This is a genomic window from Litoribacillus peritrichatus (assembly GCF_039537985.1).
GTDB lineage: Bacteria > Pseudomonadota > Gammaproteobacteria > Pseudomonadales > Litoribrevibacteraceae > Litoribacillus > Litoribacillus peritrichatus.
The window spans coordinates 22,685-41,987 of record NZ_BAABBN010000004.1 but is presented as its reverse complement, the minus strand read 5'-3'; the positions used below and the strand labels follow the sequence as shown (position 1 = coordinate 41,987).

General features: G+C 45.8%; 20 protein-coding genes. All 20 read right to left on the bottom strand.

The window, feature by feature from the left end; all coding sequences use genetic code 11:
* Nucleotides 1-6 precede the first annotated feature (6 nt).
* The 20 genes from bamB to cysE all read right to left on the bottom strand — a co-directional run bounded on the left by bamB (nucleotide 7) and on the right by cysE (nucleotide 19,054).
* Nucleotides 7-1,164: an outer membrane protein assembly factor BamB gene (gene bamB / locus ABD744_RS01405; RefSeq protein ID WP_344794688.1), complete on the bottom strand. Its 1,158-nt coding sequence runs from the start codon at nucleotides 1,162-1,164 to the stop codon at nucleotides 7-9.
* Nucleotides 1,164-1,838, bottom strand: a complete 675-nt coding sequence (locus tag ABD744_RS01400) for a YfgM family protein (protein WP_344794686.1) — start codon at nucleotides 1,836-1,838, stop codon at nucleotides 1,164-1,166. Before ABD744_RS01400 ends, bamB begins: the two co-directional genes overlap by 1 nt.
* 50 nt (nucleotides 1,839-1,888) lie before the next feature.
* Entirely contained in the window at nucleotides 1,889-3,166 is a 1,278-nt protein-coding gene (gene hisS, locus ABD744_RS01395; protein ID WP_344797693.1) for a histidine--tRNA ligase, read from the bottom strand.
* Nucleotides 3,167-3,275: 109 nt separating this feature from the next.
* Nucleotides 3,276-4,394: a flavodoxin-dependent (E)-4-hydroxy-3-methylbut-2-enyl-diphosphate synthase gene (gene ispG, locus ABD744_RS01390; protein WP_344794684.1), complete on the bottom strand. Its 1,119-nt coding sequence runs from the start codon at nucleotides 4,392-4,394 to the stop codon at nucleotides 3,276-3,278.
* A 42-nt stretch (nucleotides 4,395-4,436) separates the two neighbouring features.
* Nucleotides 4,437-5,378: a RodZ domain-containing protein gene (locus tag ABD744_RS01385; RefSeq protein ID WP_344794682.1), complete on the bottom strand. Its 942-nt coding sequence runs from the start codon at nucleotides 5,376-5,378 to the stop codon at nucleotides 4,437-4,439.
* A gap of 2 nt (nucleotides 5,379-5,380) precedes the next feature.
* Complete coding sequence (gene pilW, locus ABD744_RS01380; RefSeq protein WP_344794680.1) at nucleotides 5,381-6,232, bottom strand: type IV pilus biogenesis/stability protein PilW; 852 nt, start codon at nucleotides 6,230-6,232, stop codon at nucleotides 5,381-5,383.
* A 113-nt stretch (nucleotides 6,233-6,345) separates the two neighbouring features.
* A complete protein-coding gene (gene rlmN / locus ABD744_RS01375; protein ID WP_344794678.1) occupies nucleotides 6,346-7,494 on the bottom strand; it encodes a dual-specificity RNA methyltransferase RlmN in 1,149 nt (382 codons plus the stop codon).
* 123 nt (nucleotides 7,495-7,617) lie between these two features.
* Nucleotides 7,618-8,043 (bottom strand): nucleoside-diphosphate kinase, encoded by a 426-nt coding sequence (gene ndk / locus ABD744_RS01370; RefSeq protein ID WP_344794676.1) that lies wholly within the window; start codon nucleotides 8,041-8,043, stop codon nucleotides 7,618-7,620.
* A gap of 202 nt (nucleotides 8,044-8,245) precedes the next feature.
* Nucleotides 8,246-8,689: a chemotaxis protein CheW gene (locus ABD744_RS01365; protein ID WP_344794674.1), complete on the bottom strand. Its 444-nt coding sequence runs from the start codon at nucleotides 8,687-8,689 to the stop codon at nucleotides 8,246-8,248.
* Nucleotides 8,690-8,959: 270 nt separating this feature from the next.
* Nucleotides 8,960-9,760, bottom strand: a complete 801-nt coding sequence (locus ABD744_RS01360; RefSeq protein WP_344794672.1) for a mechanosensitive ion channel family protein — start codon at nucleotides 9,758-9,760, stop codon at nucleotides 8,960-8,962.
* Between the two features lie 130 nt (nucleotides 9,761-9,890).
* A complete protein-coding gene (locus tag ABD744_RS01355) occupies nucleotides 9,891-10,316 on the bottom strand; it encodes a SufE family protein (protein ID WP_344794670.1) in 426 nt (141 codons plus the stop codon).
* A 135-nt stretch (nucleotides 10,317-10,451) separates the two neighbouring features.
* On the bottom strand, nucleotides 10,452-10,985 hold the full coding sequence (gene sufT, locus ABD744_RS01350) for a putative Fe-S cluster assembly protein SufT (RefSeq protein ID WP_344794668.1): 534 nt from the start codon (nucleotides 10,983-10,985) through the stop codon (nucleotides 10,452-10,454).
* Nucleotides 10,986-11,010: 25 nt separating this feature from the next.
* Nucleotides 11,011-11,364, bottom strand: a complete 354-nt coding sequence (locus tag ABD744_RS01345) for a HesB/IscA family protein (RefSeq protein WP_344794666.1) — start codon at nucleotides 11,362-11,364, stop codon at nucleotides 11,011-11,013.
* Nucleotides 11,365-11,383: 19 nt separating this feature from the next.
* Complete coding sequence (locus ABD744_RS01340) at nucleotides 11,384-12,634, bottom strand: SufS family cysteine desulfurase (RefSeq protein WP_344794664.1); 1,251 nt, start codon at nucleotides 12,632-12,634, stop codon at nucleotides 11,384-11,386.
* Nucleotides 12,631-13,977, bottom strand: coding sequence for a Fe-S cluster assembly protein SufD (gene sufD, locus ABD744_RS01335; RefSeq protein WP_344794662.1), 1,347 nt, complete (start codon nucleotides 13,975-13,977; stop codon nucleotides 12,631-12,633). The genes ABD744_RS01340 and sufD overlap by 4 nt, the downstream gene beginning before the upstream one ends.
* A 3-nt stretch (nucleotides 13,978-13,980) precedes the next feature.
* Nucleotides 13,981-14,721 carry a Fe-S cluster assembly ATPase SufC gene (sufC, locus tag ABD744_RS01330; RefSeq protein ID WP_425562146.1) on the bottom strand — a complete coding sequence of 247 codons (741 nt, stop codon included), beginning with the start codon at nucleotides 14,719-14,721 and terminating at the stop codon, nucleotides 13,981-13,983.
* A gap of 40 nt (nucleotides 14,722-14,761) precedes the next feature.
* Nucleotides 14,762-16,198, bottom strand: a complete 1,437-nt coding sequence (gene sufB / locus ABD744_RS01325) for a Fe-S cluster assembly protein SufB (protein ID WP_344794658.1) — start codon at nucleotides 16,196-16,198, stop codon at nucleotides 14,762-14,764.
* Nucleotides 16,199-16,314: 116 nt separating this feature from the next.
* Nucleotides 16,315-17,478: an IscS subfamily cysteine desulfurase gene (locus ABD744_RS01320; RefSeq protein WP_344794656.1), complete on the bottom strand. Its 1,164-nt coding sequence runs from the start codon at nucleotides 17,476-17,478 to the stop codon at nucleotides 16,315-16,317.
* A 49-nt stretch (nucleotides 17,479-17,527) separates the two neighbouring features.
* The gene (iscR, locus tag ABD744_RS01315; RefSeq protein WP_344794654.1) at nucleotides 17,528-18,004 is read right to left on the bottom strand and encodes a Fe-S cluster assembly transcriptional regulator IscR; all 477 of its coding nucleotides are present in this window, start codon (nucleotides 18,002-18,004) and stop codon (nucleotides 17,528-17,530) included.
* 225 nt (nucleotides 18,005-18,229) lie between these two features.
* Nucleotides 18,230-19,054: a serine O-acetyltransferase gene (gene cysE, locus ABD744_RS01310; protein ID WP_344794652.1), complete on the bottom strand. Its 825-nt coding sequence runs from the start codon at nucleotides 19,052-19,054 to the stop codon at nucleotides 18,230-18,232.
* Nucleotides 19,055-19,303 lie beyond the last annotated feature (249 nt).

The following is a 19,303-nucleotide window of genomic DNA, read 5'->3' as shown; positions in this document are numbered from 1 at the left end:
CTCCGATTAGGAATCTTCCTGAATTTTTACTGCGGCCAGCGTTCCATCACTGGAGTAGATATACAACATATCACCAACTACAACTGGGTCTGAGATTAAGCCGTAACTGTCAATTCTTATACGATCTGCAAACGTGCCTGAAAGTTGTGAAACAAAATGAAGGTAGCCTTCAAAGTCTCCAACAATCACATAGTTCCCCATCGTTACTGGTTTAGTAAGACGACGGTTCGACAAGTCTTCTAATTTCCAGTTAACCGAACTTGAGCGATCATCCAACGCCACTAGGTGCCCATTATCCAAAGACAAATACACCTGGCCAAAACCAAACCCTGGGCCGACATAAGAAGAAAACTCTTTTTGCCAGCGCGTTCGTCCTGAAAACAGATCTACCGCACGAATAAAACCGTTGAAACCAACAGCATACATAGTGTCAAAAGTAACGAATGGTGTTCCGTCTACATCCGACAATTTCTCGAGGTCAGACTTACCACTTGGGATCGAAATACGTTTTTCCCAAAGGGTAGAGCCACTGTCATTACTTAGCGCAACCACCTTGCCGTTTGCAAAAGAAGCATAGGTCACTTTATCAGTGATGACCGGGTCAGCCGTGCCTCGCAGACTCAACAAAGGTAAGCTTGCATCGTAATGCCAGATTTGCTCCTGTGTTTCTAAACTGAAGCCATAAACGTGGCCATTCTGAGCCTGAGCAACGAGCAAATTATCTTTGATGCCTGGGCTGGATAAAATTTCACTGGTCAGTTTCTTCCGAAACGCTTCTGAGCCATCTTCAGCATTCAGAACAACCAATTCTCCATCCAACGTGCCCAGTGCAACGTAACCGTTTCCGGCACCAACACCACCAGAAACACGAAGATCTACATCTGTGTGCCACTGTTTATCGCCAGTGTGTCGGTCATAGCTATAACAATCACCATCACTGTCACACACAAACACCGAATCACCAGAAACTGCCGGTTTTAATTGCAGCCATTTGCCTTCAGTGCCATCCCCCGCCCAGCGATCCCAAACAACATCCGCTTCCATCACTGGCGTAAAGTCGACCAGCTCTGCAGGTAAGGCGGCTTCATTTTCGTCCGTTGAACTACAACCAACAACACCCGCTAACAGAGTTAAAGCGACTGCATGTTTAAGAAAAGCCTTCATTAATTGATCGTCTCAGCCGTTACAACTTCATTCAAATCATTACGCTTAAGCTCAAGTACATCCACTGGTAACCCAGACATACCGGCTTGTGCGATTGCGTTTTCATACGTGGAGCGGGCTTCGGCTTTATCGCCTTTCGCCAATAGAATATCAGCACGCAATTCCAGACCTCTTGCACCATAAGCGCCTTCCTGGTCTGCAGGCAACAACGCCAAAGCGTCATCATCTTTATTCTGAGCGTATAAAACCTGAGCTAAACGAAGGTTTGCCAGCTGCTTTAATTCAGATGTTGGAGCATCCTGAAACGCCTGTTTCAAATGACTTTCAGCCAAAGCAAAATCTTTCGATTCTACTGCCAATTTTGCCATCATCATGTCAGCGTAAACCGCATATGAGCTGCCTGCGTGATCTGCACGAAGATTTTTCGCTAATTCAAACACTTCACTGCGCTCTTCTTCAGAAGCATCGTATGGCAATGCCAAACGCTCCTCCAAAAGGTTCTGGAACTGCGCAGACACCGCTTCCGACTGTGCAAGGTCGTTTTTCTGGTATTGATCCCAACCGAAAACGGCCGCAATGCCCACAACCACAGCACCGATCAAGCCTTTCCCGTTTTCATCCCACCAACGCTTTACTTTTTCTTCCGTGCTATGTTCAAACTCTTCGTAATCCACAATCCCTCTCCTAATATTCTTTCCAATGGTTATTCTCGAAAACTCAACACTCAGCTGAGCTTACTTTCCAAATACGGCGCCAAGTCAGCAAAAGCAACAGACTCCTGCTCACCCTCTTTCAAATCTTTGACCGCAGCCATTTGTGTTTCAACTTCCTGATCACCAAGAATAATCACAAACTGAGCGCCACTTTTGTCCGCTTTTTTCATTTGGCTCTTAAAACTACCGCCACCGCAGTGAAGCTGAATTCTCAACTTGGAAGACGCTTCACGTAAGGTTTCTGCCAAAGTCATAGCCGCTTGGTTTGCTGCATCGCCCATGCTAGTCATATAAACATCAACCGTTTGAGTGACAGACCCAGGAATCGCATCCAACGTCTCAAGCAATAACACCAGGCGCTCAATACCCATTGCAAAACCAACCGCAGGTGTTGGTCGACCGCCCAACTGTTCCACCAAACCATCGTATCGACCACCGGCACAAACCGTGCCCTGTGCACCCAACGACGAAGTAACCCATTCGAAAACTGTTTTACAGTAATAGTCCAAGCCACGAACCAACTTAGGGTTCACAACGTACTGAATGCCAGCGGCTTCAAGACGAGCCAACAGCTCCTCAAAGTGCTGTTTGGACTCTTCATCAATATGATCCATCAAGCTCGGGGCATCTTTAAGCACCTCTTGCGTGGAAGAATCTTTACTGTCCAGAACACGCAAAGGGTTTGTTTCTAAACGACGTTTACTGTCCTCATCCAAACGCTCAACGTGCTGTCTCAAATACTCAACCAGTGCGGCTTTGTATTCAGCACGAGCTTCATTGGATGCTAACGTGTTGATCTGCAATTCAACCGAATCCAGAATACCGAGCTTTTTCCACAAACGCGCGCTCAACAAAATCACTTCAGCATCAATGTCCGGGCCATTCATACCAAAGGTTTCAACACCAATCTGATGGAACTGTCGATAGCGGCCTTTCTGTGGACGCTCATAACGGAACATTGGGCCGTTATACCAAAGGCGTTGTGTTTGGTTGTATAGTAAACCATGCTCTTCCGCTGCCCGTACGCAGCCGGCGGTGCCTTCAGGGCGAAGCGTTAAGCTGTCCCCATTACGATCGTCAAAGGTGTACATTTCCTTTTCAACGATGTCAGTCACTTCACCAATAGAGCGTTTGAATAAATCCGTCTGCTCTACAATCGGCATACGAATTTGCTGATACCCATAAGAATCCAGCACCGACTTCACGGTGCTTTCCAAATACTGCCAAACCTGCGTCTGACCAGGCAGAATGTCATTCATGCCTCGAATGGCTTTAATACGTGCCAAAATAACCTCTCTCAACTGACGCGTCTATCAAAACGCCATCAGACATAACTACTTAATAACTATTTAAAAACCACTTAAAATACATTCTTAAACTTTTAGGATTCAAACCAAATCAAGCTTTCGCAATCAGTTCATCCAACTCTTTTTGTTTGGCCGCAGCCCGCTCCCGGATCATGCGTTCCATGTCATCCACTAACGTCTCATTATTCAGTCTTTCATGAGGTTTGCCGTCGATATAAACACGGTTTGCAGTCGCACCACCGGCCAACCCGATATCCGCCTCTTTCGCTTCGCCCGGGCCATTTACAATGCAACCGATTACAGCAACATCCATCGGGACAATTACGTCTTCAAGACGGGTTTCCAATTCATTCATCGTATTGATCACATCGTAAGTCTGACGAGAGCAACTCGGACAAGCAATAAAGTTGATGCCCCGCGTTCGCAGTTTCAACGACTTTAGAATGTCATAACCGACTTTAATTTCATTGACCGGGTCCGACGCCAGCGATACCCGAATCGTATCACCAATACCATCCATCAACAGAAGACCCAGGCCAACCGAAGATTTTACGGTGCCGCCTCGGAAACCACCTGCCTCTGTGATGCCTAAATGCAGCGGTTGTTCAATTTGATTTGCGATTCTGCGATAGGCGTCCACCGTCATAAAGACTTCAGAGGCTTTCAGGCTGACTTTGAAATTTTGAAAATCCAGTTTATCCAGAATATCAATGTGCCGGAATGCAGATTCAACCAAGGCTTCAGCCGTTGGTTCACCATACTTTTGCTGCAAGTCTTTTTCTAAAGAGCCAGCATTTACACCGATCCGAATCGGAATATTTTTGTCTTTGGCGCAATCAACCACCTGGCGTACACGATCTGCACGGCCAATGTTTCCCGGGTTAATGCGCAAGCAATCAACCCCCAGTTCCATGACTTTCAGTGCAATTTTGTAATCAAAGTGAATATCAGAAACCAGAGGAATATTGACCTGACGACGTATTTCCGCAAAAGCATCTGCGGCGTCCATGGTCGGTACCGAAACCCGAACGATGTCTGCACCTGCATCTTCCAAACTTTTGATTTGAGCAACGGTTGCGGCTACATCGGTCGTTTCAGTATTTGTCATACTCTGAACCGCAATAGGCGCATCCCCACCTACAGGAACATTACCAACCATCACTTGACGTGACTTTCTTCTCTTAATCGGGGATTCAGGATTTTTATTCATTACAATGACTTTGTGTAAACCTAATTAATAATTCAGGATAAGTTAGTTACCCAGTTTAAATCTTGCCGTCTTTTTCTGGAAATAAGGCGATAAATCAACCGCATTTCCGTTATGAGCCAACTTCACCACCGTGGTATCACCAATAGTGACAGTAAAAGGTGGAACCCCTTCAACCTCGGAAGAGTCGCCCGCAAATTTGGAGCGCTCAGCCAATTTTGTACCTGTGGCATCAATAACCTGATACCAACAATCGCCCATAAACGTAAAACTCAACGTATCCTTTGGCAAATCAGCCGTTGGGTCATCCGCCGGAACATCGAGCACGGACTCAACTACAGGCTGTACTTCTTCAACCACTGACGTAATTTGAGTTGTTTCCAGCGGCGCTGCAGGGGTAGCTGGTTCCGTCTCCTCCTGTGCTTCTGTATCAACCGATGGGGCAACCACATCAACAGCACTTTCTGCTGCATCACTGTTATCAACTTCACTGGTTAATTCGACACTTTCCAGCGCTTGGTCGTTCAGAGAGGTCTCCACTTGTTCTGCCGAAGGTGCATTCTCAGGCTCAGCCGGAGATTCTTCGAAGTCCACCAAAGTGAAAATCAACACACCAACAACAACGACCAAAACAGCAAGAATCAATAACGGGTTCACTGCTTTTCGGTTTTCTTTTTTCTCTGCCTTAATTCGGGCCGCTTCTTCCTCATTGGTCTTACCTTGCTGCTCAAGGTAAAGCCTGACCAGCTCTTCACCGTTCAGGCCAACCATATCAGCGTAATTTCTTAAATAACCACGAATAAAGGTATCACCAGGCAGTGCAGCATAATTGCCATTCTCAAGCGCTTTAATGTAGCTTTCTGTCAGGCACAACCTTGCAGCCACCATATCCGTGCTCAAACCCTGCTCAGTTCTCGCCGAAGCTAAGATCTTCCCGACAGGTAAAGTACTTTTTGTGGTTACTTCCGTTGTCTGGTCATCCGCCATAGTTAGCTTTCCTTACCCTTTACGGTAGTGCTTACATCATTAGTTTTTGATTGGGTTTTCAAATACGCGGCATACTCGGATGAGTTAGGGTAAAGTTTCGCCAAGAGCAAGATATAGCGATTGGCTATGTCATCTCGCTTAGCGCCCTTTTCAATCCGATAGCCCAACATCAAAGAAGCAGGCGTATAGTTCTGAACCGCACCTAAATTCTTTTCATAAACACGATAATATCTCGAAGCAAACCGATAGTCTTGCTCCTCATAGCTCAATTTTGCTAATTGAATGTAAGGCTTCGTTTGCTTCGAGTTAATCGTGACGGATTTTTCGAATGATTCCCGGGCCAATTCTTTTTGGCCTAAACGTATTGCACATAAGCCAAGATTCAAGTTAGCAACCGCCAGATTTTCGTATAGTTTGTCTCTGGTCACTTCCTCAAACTGATTCAGTGCTTCCTGATATCTGCCACGAGAAAACAAAAACGCACCAAACAGCTCTTTACCACGGGTATAGCCCGGGTCTGCTTTGATCGAGCGACGATAATAGCTTTCAGCATCTTCCGGCTCACCTTCGCGTTCCAACGCTAAGGCCATCCCTGCCAGTGCTGCAGGATGGTTTGGCCTTTCGTTCAAAACTTCATTCAGCTTTTGTTTTGCCGGTTCCGTATGACCGTGCTGTAAATGCAAAAATGCCGCTTTTACATGATATTCGATGGACTTCTCAGGATCTTTTTTATCCGTAAAACGCGAGTAAGTTTCAACAACGGTACACCCTGATAAAAATGTAAACGCAACGATCAAAATCAGAAAACGAGTTAAGCTTCGCTTCTTCAAGTTGGATTTCAATTCCCGGTACATTTCACTTCCTCAACTATCGTAATCTGGATTGTGTGACAGTGTATATGCTTCATCACCGAAGTTACTAGCCCAAATGACAACTAACTTATTTATCAGCAGGTTAATCACTAAAATTACTGCGCCGCATTTTGATATTTTGCGCTGCGTCTCGTTCTGTCTTCTACTTGCCCGACAAGTTGTCCACAGGCAGCATCGATATCGTCACCCCGAGTAGAACGTACCGTTGTAATAATACCAACAGAGTTAAGATACGCATGAAACTGGCTCACAGCTTCCGGTTTGGAGCGGCGATAACCTGAATTCGGGAAAGGATTGAACGGAATCAAGTTGATTTTACACGAGATTCTACGCAGAACCTTCGCCAGTTCTTTTGCGTGCTCAGGCGTATCATTAACGCCGTCAATCATTGTGTATTCGATGGTTATGCCACGCTTATCATCACATTTATCGAGGTATTCCTGGCAAGTGTCCAACAAGACTGAAATCGGGTATTTCTTATTAATTGGAACCAATTCGTTACGCAGTTCATCATTAGGCGCGTGCAAAGAAATCGCCAAAGACACATCGGTGCGATCCCCCAGTTCTTTAAGAGCAGGCACCACGCCAGACGTACTCAAAGTTACCCGCCGCTTGGATAAACCGTACGCATTGTCTTCCATCATGAGACTCATGGCATCTACCACGTTCTCAAAATTCAACAATGGCTCTCCCATCCCCATCATGACCACGTTTGACACAGGACGCGGGTTGGAAGGATCACGATCCCCGAATGATTTACAGGCAATCCATAGCTGACCAATCACCTCTGCTGCGGTTAAATTCCGCTGAAAGCCTTGCTTACCAGTGGAGCAAAAGCTGCAATCCAGAGAGCATCCGACCTGAGAAGACACACATAAGGTATTTCTGTCTTTAGCTGGAATCAAAACCGTTTCGACGCAACTGCCACCCTCAACCCGAATTACCCATTTACGAGTACCGTCGTCAGAAAAGTCATGAAAAACAACTTCCGGCGGGCGAATTTCAGACACCTTAGCCAACTTAGCTTTTAGCGCTTTGCCAACATTGGTCATGTCATCGAAATTGTCGATGCCGTATTGGTGAATCCACTTCATCACTTGAACAGCGCGGAATTTCTTTTCCCCGATGCTTTCAAAAAATTCGATCATTTTATCGAGAGACAATCCCAGTAGATTGACTTTCGTTACAGAGTCCTCTGAAGAGGTGGTTTTATCAGACGTGATGATTTCAGAAGAGGTATTCATAGTGACTCACCTTTAGGCCAGGATTTACGGTCTTAATTGACTGTAGTGTTTAAGAAATGCGATAGAAATAAAAAGCACAAAGCCGGAGCGTAAAGCCCCGGCTCAGTTTTTACACAAGCAATATTAGCGTGCGCAAATTTCTTCGTCAGCGAAGAAGTAAGCAACTTCACGCGCTGCAGATGCTTCAGAGTCTGAACCATGTACTGCGTTTGCGTCGATGCTTTCAGCGAAATCAGCACGGATAGTGCCAGCTTCAGCTTCTTTAGGGTTCGTTGCGCCCATTAGGTCACGGTTCTTAAGGATTGCGCCTTCGCCTTCCAAAACCTGAATACAAACAGGACCAGAAGTCATGAAGTCAACCAAGTCTTTAAAGAAAGGACGTTCTTTGTGCTCAGCGTAGAAACCTTCTGCTTTTTCCTGAGACAGCTGAACCATTTTCGCTGCAACAATCTGAAGGCCATTGCTTTCGAAACGAGAATAGATTTTACCGATTACGTTTTTTGCAACTGCGTCTGGTTTAACAATAGAAAGAGTGCGTTCTACCGCCATGGAATAATTCCTCTGAAAAATGTATTTAGCTGTCTAAAAAATCGAGCGGATTATACGTCAGATAAGACAACCATTACCAGTGATTCAAGACTCGTTTCTTAAACAATCAGACGACTATCGAACATTTAGGACGGTTTATTTCTGAAATACAAAAAAAGGCCCAACAGGCCTTTAGTAAAGTCTGATAAATCTTCGCTGAAGATTACGCCATTGCAGCTGTACGCTCTTCAATGTAGTTAGCCACAAAGGTATCCACATCAATCGCAATTTTAAGGCCTTTTTCGTCTTTGTAAGTGCCTTTGATCATCATCGAAGATCCCGTCATAGTCGGCTGCGCGCCCTGATCCAGCTGCGAATCTTCAAAATCAATCATTTCAGACACAGAATCCACCAACAACCCGAAGTTGCCCTCTGGCAACTCAAGACAAATCACACGACTGGCATCGGTCATCTGAAACGGAGGCAACCCCATGATGGTTCGAGTATCTAACACCACCATCACCTCACCTCGTACGTTGATAATTCCGGCAACGAAGTCTGGCGCACCAGGCACAGGAACAGGCTCCTCATAACGAAGCACCTCTTTCACTGAACTGACCTGATGACAATAATCCTCATCTTCAACACAAAAAGTTATCCATTTCATTACAAACAGTGCCTTTTAATCAATGAATGGCTCAATAAAGCATACCCAATACGTTGGTTAGCGTTCAAAAAGCGCAAAACCTTAGAATAAATATTAGCACAGCCAAAGATAAAAGCTGTTTCCCAATAAAAAAAGCCTGGCACAGCGACTTACACAATTAATATGTAAAGCTATCCAGGCAAACAAAGGGTAGGAAACTTAGGGTTCCAGACTTTCAACGCCTAAGTTACCGTTCAACCGTGCAAACAATAAGAAAGAAAAATGAAAGAATTATCCTTCTTTGCTTAGGTGAACATCCATTTGCGGATAAGGAATAGAAATGCCTTTTTGATCCAAAGTGCATTTGATCGTTTCCAATAACTCTGCTCGCACTCCCCAATAATCTTCTGAACGCACCCAGGGCCTGACGTTAAAGTTCACACTGCTGTCGGCCAACTCCACCATAGCAACAACAGGCGCTGGGTCCTTAAGCACTTGAGGATGCCCAACCAATATAGACTCAAGAATCAATCTGGCTTCGATTGCATCACTTTCGTAACTGACACCTATCACCAAATCAATACGGCGATTCTCCTTCGCTGAATAGTTAATGATAGTACCGGAGTAAATCGCGCCATTAGGCACTATTACTTGCTTATTGTCTCCGGTTCGAATCATTGTTGAAAATATAGTAATTTTTTCAACAACGCCGGATACTCCGGCAACTTCAACAAAGTCATCCATCTTAAATGGTCTGAATAAAACCAGCATCACACCTGCCGCGAAATTCTGAAGCGAATCTTTCAACGCCAAGCCCACGGCCAGACCGGCAGCACCAACCAGAGCAACCAAAGATGTGGTGTCCACCCCCAACTGATCCAGGGCGATAACAACCACAACCAACATCAGCAGCATCTTGAGAATCGAGGCGATAAAGTCAACCAGAATCTCATCGACATTCGAGCGTTGCATCACCCGCTTCACTACCGATAAGGTCACTTGAACCAGCAATTTACCGACAAAAAAGACCAATATTGCCAGCCCTAAATTTATCCCCCACGGAATAATATACTCTTGGACGTACGTTTCCACTCGATGACTCCTTATCGTTTTAAGATCCAACTAAGCGTAGGAAAGAAACAGAAATAGGCAAAAAAATACCGGACTAAATCCGGTATTTTTTCAATAAAGATAACCACTTAACAAATTTATAAAGCATTCATCAGGAATGCGCTTCTGCCAGGGCTTTAATTCGCTGAACCATCGACCTCAGGCCATTGCCGCGTGTCGGGCTTAAATGTTTTATCAGATCCAGCTCTTCAAAAAATCCTTCGATATCAAAAGCCAGCACTTCAGTAGGCGTTTTGCCGTTGTAAGCACTCATAACAACCCCCAACAAACCGCGTACGATATGAGCATCACTGTCAACATTCAACATGATCCTGCCATCTTCCACCCAGTGGTCAATCCAAACCTGAGACTGACAACCTTTGACAATACGGTCTTCTGTTTTCTTTGCGTCATCCATTTCAGGCAACTGCTTACCCAAATCAATAATATAGCGATAGCGATCTTCCCAGCTGTCGAAGAAGCCAAGGGTATCGACAATTTCTTCCGGGGTAATTTCAGTTCCAAATGGATTCGACATATCTACAACCTGTTCACTATTTACTCAGAGCGCGCATTTAACCGTTTCTTAAGCAATTTTTCAACTTTCTCTGCTCTCACAACTCGATGAAAACCAATAAACATAAAAAAAGCAGCCTAAGCTGCTTAATTAAAACTAGAAAAACATTCCGGTTTCTAACTGAGCTTCTTCGCTCATCATGTCTCGATGCCAAGGAGGGTCAAACACCAATTCCACAGCCACCTCACTGACGTTCGGCACTTTCGCTACCCGGTATTTAACATCGCTGACCAAAACAGGCCCCATTCCGCAACCCGGCGCTGTGAGCGTCATATCCACAGTCACCAGCTTTGCATCCTGATCGATAGAGACTTTATATATCAACCCTAAGTCCACGAGGTTTACCGGAATTTCAGGATCATAAATGGTTTTAAGTGCCTGCCAAACATGTTCTTCCTGAATTGAGCTGCCCGAAACCGCCTCGAAAACAAGCTCTTCCGCCTGTAACCCCAGCGCTTCAGCGTCAGTGCCATCAATTCGAGCCATATTACCGTTCACCGTCACCGTATAATTGCCACCCAAAGACTGAGTGATAGTGACAAACGTGCCAGACGGTATAGTTATGCGCGTGCCATCCGGTACCAATCGAGCCGGACAATCACGCACTGTGGCGACCATTCTACGTTCCATAAACAACCTATCGCAAAAAGACTAATTAGACAGTGAAGCTTTCGCCGCAACCACACAAAGCTTTGGCATTCGGGTTATTGAACTTGATGGTGCTGTTCAACCCTTCCGTGTGGTAATCAATTTCCGTCCCCTGAATCATGGGTAAAGCATCGGTCGCTACGTACAAAGTCACACCATCCGCCAACTTAAACACATGATCATCTTCCGCAGGATCAGAGATCAAATTCAATTCGTACATGTACCCGGAGCAGCCACTCTCATTAACCGCCAAACGCAGCCCAGCAGAGTGAGTGCGGGCTATCTGAGCCGATAGATGCTTGACCGCCGCATCTGTAATGGTAAGTACAGACTCTTCAGGTGAGAAGGATTCCACTGTCATAGGTTTTCTTTCCAATGGTTTATAACAAAAACATTTTTACTTTGTTGATCGCATCAAACAAAGCATCAACTTCTTCGAGCGTGTTATAGAAAGTAAACGACGCTCGTACTGTGCCAGGAATGCAATACTGCTCCATAATCGGCATAGCGCAATGATGGCCTGTTCGAACAGCTACACCTTGTTGATCCAACAAAGTGCCAACGTCGTGCGGGTGCGCGCCTTTAATTAAAAAGCTCAACACACTTGCCTTATTCTTTGCTGTGCCCACCAACTGAATTTCTGGTATTTCTGCCGCTCGCTGCTTCGCCCTTTCAAGCAAGGCATCTTCATGAGCAGCCAATGCATGACGATCCAAACCAGATAAATAATCAATGGCAGCCGCCAGTCCAATAGCGCCGGCAATGTTTGGGGTACCCGCTTCGTACTTGTACGGTAATTTATTAAACGTCGTACCTGAGAAACTGACCTGCTCGATCATTTCTCCGCCAAATTGATACGGAGGCATCGCTTCAAGCAGTGCCTTCTTACCGTACAGCACACCAATGCCTGTCGGGCCAAACAATTTATGACCTGAGAAGACGTAAAAATCGCAATCGAGGTCCGTAACATCCACTTCCCAGTGAGCGACTGCCTGAGCGCCATCAACCAACACTTTAGCGCCAACTTTATGCGCCTCGGCGATGATTTCTTTAACCGGGTTAATAGAGCCTAAGGCATTCGATACATGGACCACTGAAACAAACTTAGTGTTTTCATCCAGCAACTCCAGGAAGCCATCAAACGCCATTTCACCCGCATCATTCACCGGAATAACGCGAAGCTCTGCGCCCACACGCTCACACAGCATCTGCCAAGGTACAATATTAGAGTGGTGTTCCATCGCTGTGATAATTACATTATCGCCTGCTTTTACGTGCTCTGAGCCATAGGTTTGAGCAACCAGGTTGATGCTTTCTGTGGTACCGCGAGTCCAGATAATTTCTTCTGAAAACCGAGCCGACAAAAAGTTCTGTACTTTACCCCGGGCATTTTCAAAATCTTGCGTGGCGCGATCACTTAGTGCATGAGCACCGCGATGGACATTCGAGTTATTGACAGAATAATAATCCGCCAATGCATCTATCACCATCTGGGGTTTATGAGTCGTAGCAGCGTTGTCCAGATACACCAATGGGTGCCCATTCACTTGCTGATGCAAGATTGGGAAATCCTTCCGGATTTTATCCAGATCCAAAGTTACTGGTGCCTCTTGAGCAACGGCTTCAATCATAATATGTGCCTCGTTAAAGAGTCATCCTTACCAAACAATTCCGCCAAAATAGGACGAAGCTTCTCCTGAATCGGGTGGTGAGCCAGGTCATTTAGCAGCTCATTGATGAACCCAAAGCTCATCATCACTTCCGCTTCCTGACGAGATATCCCGCGAGACAACATGTAGCTCATCGCCTTATCGTCCAACTGAGCAATGGTTGCCCCATGCGCACAACGAACATCATCAGCGTAAATTTCCAACTCAGGCTTGGTATAAATTTCCGCTTTGTTCGATAACAGAAGGTTTCTGTTATTTAATTGCGCAAGTGTTTTCTGCGCATCCGGATGAATATGAATACGGCCATTAAACACCGCCTTGGCCTGGTCCGCCATAATGCCTCTGAAAACCTCATCGGTCGTACAGTGCGGAACCTTATGCTCAATGCAAGTGTGATAATCAATATGCTGGCTGTTTTGCGGTAAATACACACCTTTCAGGTCACAATGTGCTCCTGAGCCTTCGTGATTCACCACCACATCAACGCGCTTAACCTTTCCGCCCAGCCCCACATGGAAGCTTTCTAGCTGGCTACCCGCATTCAGCTGTACATGCATACCGCCAATATGAACAATGTCTTCTTGTTCTAACTGCAAGCGATAGTGAAATAACTTGGCATTATCCTCAATACGACATTCAGTCAGGCTGTTAACCAGAGCACTTTGTGAACCGGAATCAGAAACAAAACTCTCCAAAACAGTGCCCTGAGAGCCCGCTTCTGCAACAACCAATAAACGAGCATTAACAGAAAAACTCGCTTGCCCGGAAGTCGTCAAGTGAACCACTTGGATAACCTGATCCGTTTTCTTATTTTTTAGAAAACGAATAAAGACACCATCACTGAGCTGACCTGCATTCAGAGCACTGAATAAATGCTCGTCATTGACGGTAATCTTACCCAGGTTTTGTTTAATCACAGCTTGCTGAGTGTCATTGGCCTGTGAAAAGCGAACAACTTCTACTGTGTCAAGCGCGATATCGGAAGACAAAGCTTCCGAAAAATGGCCATTCACAAACACCAGCTGTAAAGCTTCCAGGTCAGCAATCTGATAAAGCAACTGAGCTTCTGAGTCGTCCAGAGACAGCGCGCCTGTGCCTGCCAGCTTCGAGTAATCTTGCTTCGTCAAAGCATTTAAACTGGTGTGTTTCCAGTGCTCTGTTTTTCGTGTTGGCCATGCATGACCTTCAAAAACCTGCTGGCCATCTTTTCTTAAATCGGCAAGCCAGTCCGGACCATCAATATTCTGAGCCAGAGCCAATGCTTGAGATGCATAATCGAAGGTTTGCGTTGCTACATCTGTCATAGCTTAAACCACCTCTTCATCAATCCAGCTATAGCCTTTCTCTTCAAGCTCCAGCGCCAACTCTTTGCCGCCGGACTTTACGATACGTCCGTTTGCTAACACGTGCACATAATCCGGCACTATGTAGTCAAGCAGTCTTTGGTAGTGTGTTACCACGATGAAAGAACGATCCGGGCTGCGCTGAGAGTTCACCCCATCAGCAACTACCTGCAAAGCATCAATATCCAAGCCAGAGTCAGTTTCATCAAGAATACACAGCGACGGCTCAAGCAACATCATTTGCATGATTTCATTGCGCTTTTTCTCACCACCAGAAAAACCTTCATTCACACCACGCTTCAGGAAGTTCTGATCCAAATTGACCGCTTTACACTTCTCACGAGCCAACTTCAAAAAGCTCACAGAATCTAAAGGATCTTGGCCACGGTGTTCACGAACGGCATCTACCGACGCTTTTAAAAATTCAAGATTTGAAACACCAGGAATCTCTACCGGATACTGAAACGCCAGAAATAAGCCTTCGCGAGCACGCTCTTCGGGTTCAAACTCCAGTAAGTCCTTACCCTTAAACTCAACAGTACCACCGGTAACTTCGTACCCTTCACGACCAGAAAGCACATTACCCAACGTACTTTTACCAGCACCGTTTGGCCCCATTATCGCGTGCACTTCACCTGGTTTGATATTCAGATTCAGACCCTTGATGATGTCTTTTTCTTCAACTTTTGCCTGCAAGTCTTTAATGCTTAACATTAATAATCTCTCTATATCTCATCAAACCAGATTAACCAACGGAGCCTTCAAGGCTAACTTCTAATAATTTGCCGGCTTCCACGGCAAATTCCATCGGCAACTCTTTAAATACTTCTTTACAGAAACCATTCACGATCATGGACACGGCTTTTTCAACGTCAATGCCACGCTGCTGACACAAAAACAGTTGATCATCGCTCACTTTTGACGTCGTCGCCTCATGCTCAACCACAGCACTCGGATGTTTACTTTCGATATATGGGAACGTATGCGCGCCACACTTATCGCCGATTAACAATGAGTCACACTGAGTGTAATTACGAGCACCTGCCGCCCCCGGATTCATTCGAACCAAGCCGCGATACGCATTCTGACTTTTACCCGCCGAAATGCCTTTCGAGATGATGGTCGACTTAGTATTTTTTCCTAAGTGGATCATCTTGGTGCCGGTATCCGCCTGCTGATAGTTGTTCGTCAACGCGACGGAGTAAAACTCGCCAATGCTGTTATCACCTTTCAATACACAACTTGGGTATTTCCAGGTAACCGCAGAACCTGTCTCAACCTGAGTCCAGGAGATTTTGGCATTGGTGTGACAAATTCCGCGCTTGGTTACGAAGTTATAAATACCGCCCTTACCTTCTGCATCACCCGGATACCAGTTCTGCACAGTGGAGTACTTAATCTCTGCGTCATCCAGCGCAACCAATTCGACCACAGCGGCGTGCAACTGGTTTTCATCCCGCATTGGCGCGGTACAGCCTTCCAGATAGCTGACATGACTGCCTTCATCGGCGATGATTAACGTTCGCTCGAACTGACCGGTATTTTGTTCGTTGATTCTGAAATAGGTGGACAACTCCATCGGGCAACGAACGCCCTTCGGGATATAGACAAAAGAACCGTCACTGAAAACGGCACAATTCAACGCCGCGTAGTAGTTGTCCTTTTGAGGAACGACGCTTCCCAGATATTTCTTAACCAGCTCAGGATGTTCATGCACAGCTTCACTGATCGGCATGAAAATCACGCCCGCTTCTTTCAGCTTCTCACGGAAGGTGGTTGCAACAGAAACACTGTCAAACACCACATCAACAGCAACACCGGCTAACGCTTCCTGCTCATGCAAAGGAATACCAAGTTTCTCATAAGTCTTAAGTAACTCAGGATCAACTTCATCCAGCGATTTCGGCCGATCATCCATGCTCTTTGGTGCGGAGTAGTAGGATACATCCTGAAAGTTAATCTCCGGATAGTTCACATGCGCCCACTTTGGCTCCTCCATCTCTTGCCAGACATGAAGTGCTTTCAGTCGCCACTCCAGCAACCACTCAGGCTCATTCTTTTTCTTGGAAATAAAACGAATAACGTCTTCATTCAAACCCGGCGCTAACGTTTCTGATTCCACATCAGTCACAAAGCCAGCTTCGTATTCGTTCTTGATTAACTCGTTAATTTCTTCAGTCATCAAACTACTCCCCTATTTAGCAGGGATAACCATGGTAATAATTGGTTCGCTGTTCAGTCGTAGATTCATTTCAACCTCAGACCCAACGAACCACTAATTTTTCTGACCTCTCGGTCTTACGCCCTTAGGCGTTTTACTACACCCACTACTTTATCAATGGTGTAGTCAATTTCTTCTTCCGTGGTAAAGCGCCCGATCGAGAACCGAATCGACGCGTGAGCCAACTCATCCTTCAAGCCCAGGACTTTTAAAACATAAGAAGGTTCGACCGTCGCAGAAGTACAGGCAGACCCCGTACTGACAGCTAAATCGTTCAGAGACATCAATAAGGTTTCCCCATCCACGCCTTCGAAACTGATGTTCAAGATACCAGGAATACGTTGTTCAAAAGAGCCATTCAGCTGAACGCCTTCAAGCTCATTAATGCCATTCCATAATCGGTCTTTTAATGTTGAAAGAACCGCCATTTCTTGCTCAAGCTCATCGCGGGCAATGCTGGCAGCTGCGCCCATACCCACTATTTGATGGGTCGGTAACGTGCCTGATCGCATACCTCGTTCATGACCGCCGCCATGTATTTGAGCCTCAATTTTAATGGATGGATCGCGGCGAACATACAAACAACCGATGCCTTTCGGGCCATACAATTTATGAGCAGAAACAGAAAGCAGATCAGCACTCATGGCCTGTACATCAACGGGTATTTTACCGACACTCTGCGCTGCATCCACATGAAACACCACAGACCGTTCACGACACAAACGACCGATTTCAGCCACATCATTCACTGTGCCCAATTCGTTATTGACGTGCATAATTGAGACGAGAATTGTGTCAGCCCGAAGTGCGTTCCGCACAGATTCAACAGAGATTAAGCCATCGGCATCAGGAACCAAATACGTAAGCTCATAACCTTCTGACTCCAGGTGCTTACAGCTGTCCAAAACGGCTTTATGTTCATAAGCCGAAGTAATAATGTGACGACCTTTTTCGCCACCAGCGGCACTTGAATAATAATGAGCAGCGCCTTTAAGCGCCAGATTGTCCGACTCGGTTGCTCCCGAAGTAATCACAATCTCACGGGCATCGGCATTAATCAGTTCAGCCATATTGAGGCGAGCAACTTCTACCGCCTCTTCAGCCAACCAACCGTATTTATGCGAACGAGAGGCAGGGTTTCCAAAGTTCCCCTCCATCGTCAGACAGTCACTCATTTGCTCAGCAACTCGCGGGTCCATCGGTGTCGATGCCGCATAATCAAGGTATATCGGTGTACGCATAAATCACATACTCAACGACTTTTCTAAATTTGTGATCACTGCCAATTGCCTACACAGAAGCAATGACATTACTCTTTTGTTCTTTACGCTGTTTCAGATCTTGTCGCTCTGCAACCGCTTGAATTTCTCGCTTAGCAACCAGCTGGGCAAGGGATATTTCACTCAAAAAATCATGAATCTGATCACTCAAGTCCTGCCACAAATGATGCGTCAAACACTCATCGCCATCCTGACACCCGCCAGTTCCGCCGCATCGAGTGGTATCGACCTTTTCACTTACGGCATCAACCACATCAGCAATGCATATCTCAGAACTTTCGCGACTTAAATGATAACCGCCACCAGGACCACGAACACTGCCCACCAGACCATTTCTACGCAGTTTGGCAAATAGTTGTTCCAGATAGGAAAGAGAAATACCTTGACGCTGAGAAATATCAGCCAAACTGATCGGCCCCTTGTCAGCGTGTAGAGCCAGATCCAGCATTGCTGTAACTGCGTAGCGACCTTTGGTTGTCAAACGCATTCAATCAACCTCATTGAGATAATTCACATACAAATAGAGAGTGACATTATCTAATACCTGACAAAAATAGTCAAGTATAAGACCTTATGGTTTACTCAGGTATTCAACACAACAGCAAGATGAAAACAAAGACAGAAAGTCTCTGTTTATTAGAATTCGGCGCATTCTACCTGTGAAAAAAGCAAAAGTCACTTTTTCCACAAATGGAATGCATTCAACGCTTAACTATATGTTTTTACGTTTTTCGTCAGCCAGAATATCAGCAACCACCTCAGAAGGACTGTCTTCACTTGTCACCCCTTCAAAGTCCTCCGGGTTCAGCTCTGGTAGTGCCTCATCGTGATAACTGCTATCAAGCTTCTCAAGCGTTTGACACATAGACTCCAGCTTGTGATCCACTGCCAAGATATGATCCAGCAGACCGCGAATGGACTGAGCAATTGGGTCATTTGCATCTTGCGTCTCACCGTATGCAACAAAACCAATTCGCTCGGCGATCGCTCTTCTGCGTTGCTCAGCCTCGTCATTGCATTTGTCCTGCTTGCGAATGATCCGGCCAGGAATCCCCACAGCGGTAGCGCCTTCAGGTACATCTTTGGTGACTACGGAGTTTGAGCCAATTTTGGCACCCGATTTCACGGTTATCGGCCCAAGAACTTTAGCCCCGGCCCCCACGACCACGCCGTCTTCCAGCGTCGGGTGGCGTTTGCCTTTATTCCAGGTCGTACCACCTAAAGTCACACCATGATAAAGGGTGACATCATCACCTATCTCGGCGGTTTCACCAATCACCACCCCCATGCCATGGTCAATAAAAAAGCGACGACCAATGGTAGCCCCCGGATGGATTTCAATGCCGGTCACGAATCGACTAATGTTCGACACACTTCTGGCAAACCATTTCAGGTCTTTTTTCCAAAAGGCATGAGATACCCGATGAAACATAACGGCATGTACGCCAGGGTAGTTAGTTAAAATTTCAAACGAATTCCGTGCCGCCGGGTCACGGTCAAAAACACTATTTATATCTTCTCTCAGACGTTTAAACATGTTGATCTCTTCTTGAATTTTGTACGACTTTTTGTGCTTAGCTATTTTTTATCATCAAGAGCAACAACATCGCCCTACCATGGCAGTAGGACAAACTAAGGTTCGATTCGGTTCCATATTTACGCTGATCATCATAGTGCTCACTATCTTACTCCAGCTTTCAAAAGCCACGTGCATCACGCTTATATTGTACTACTTATAGAGTCCTGCTTAATTTTGTACTACGAACAACGGGTGCTTGAAATACTC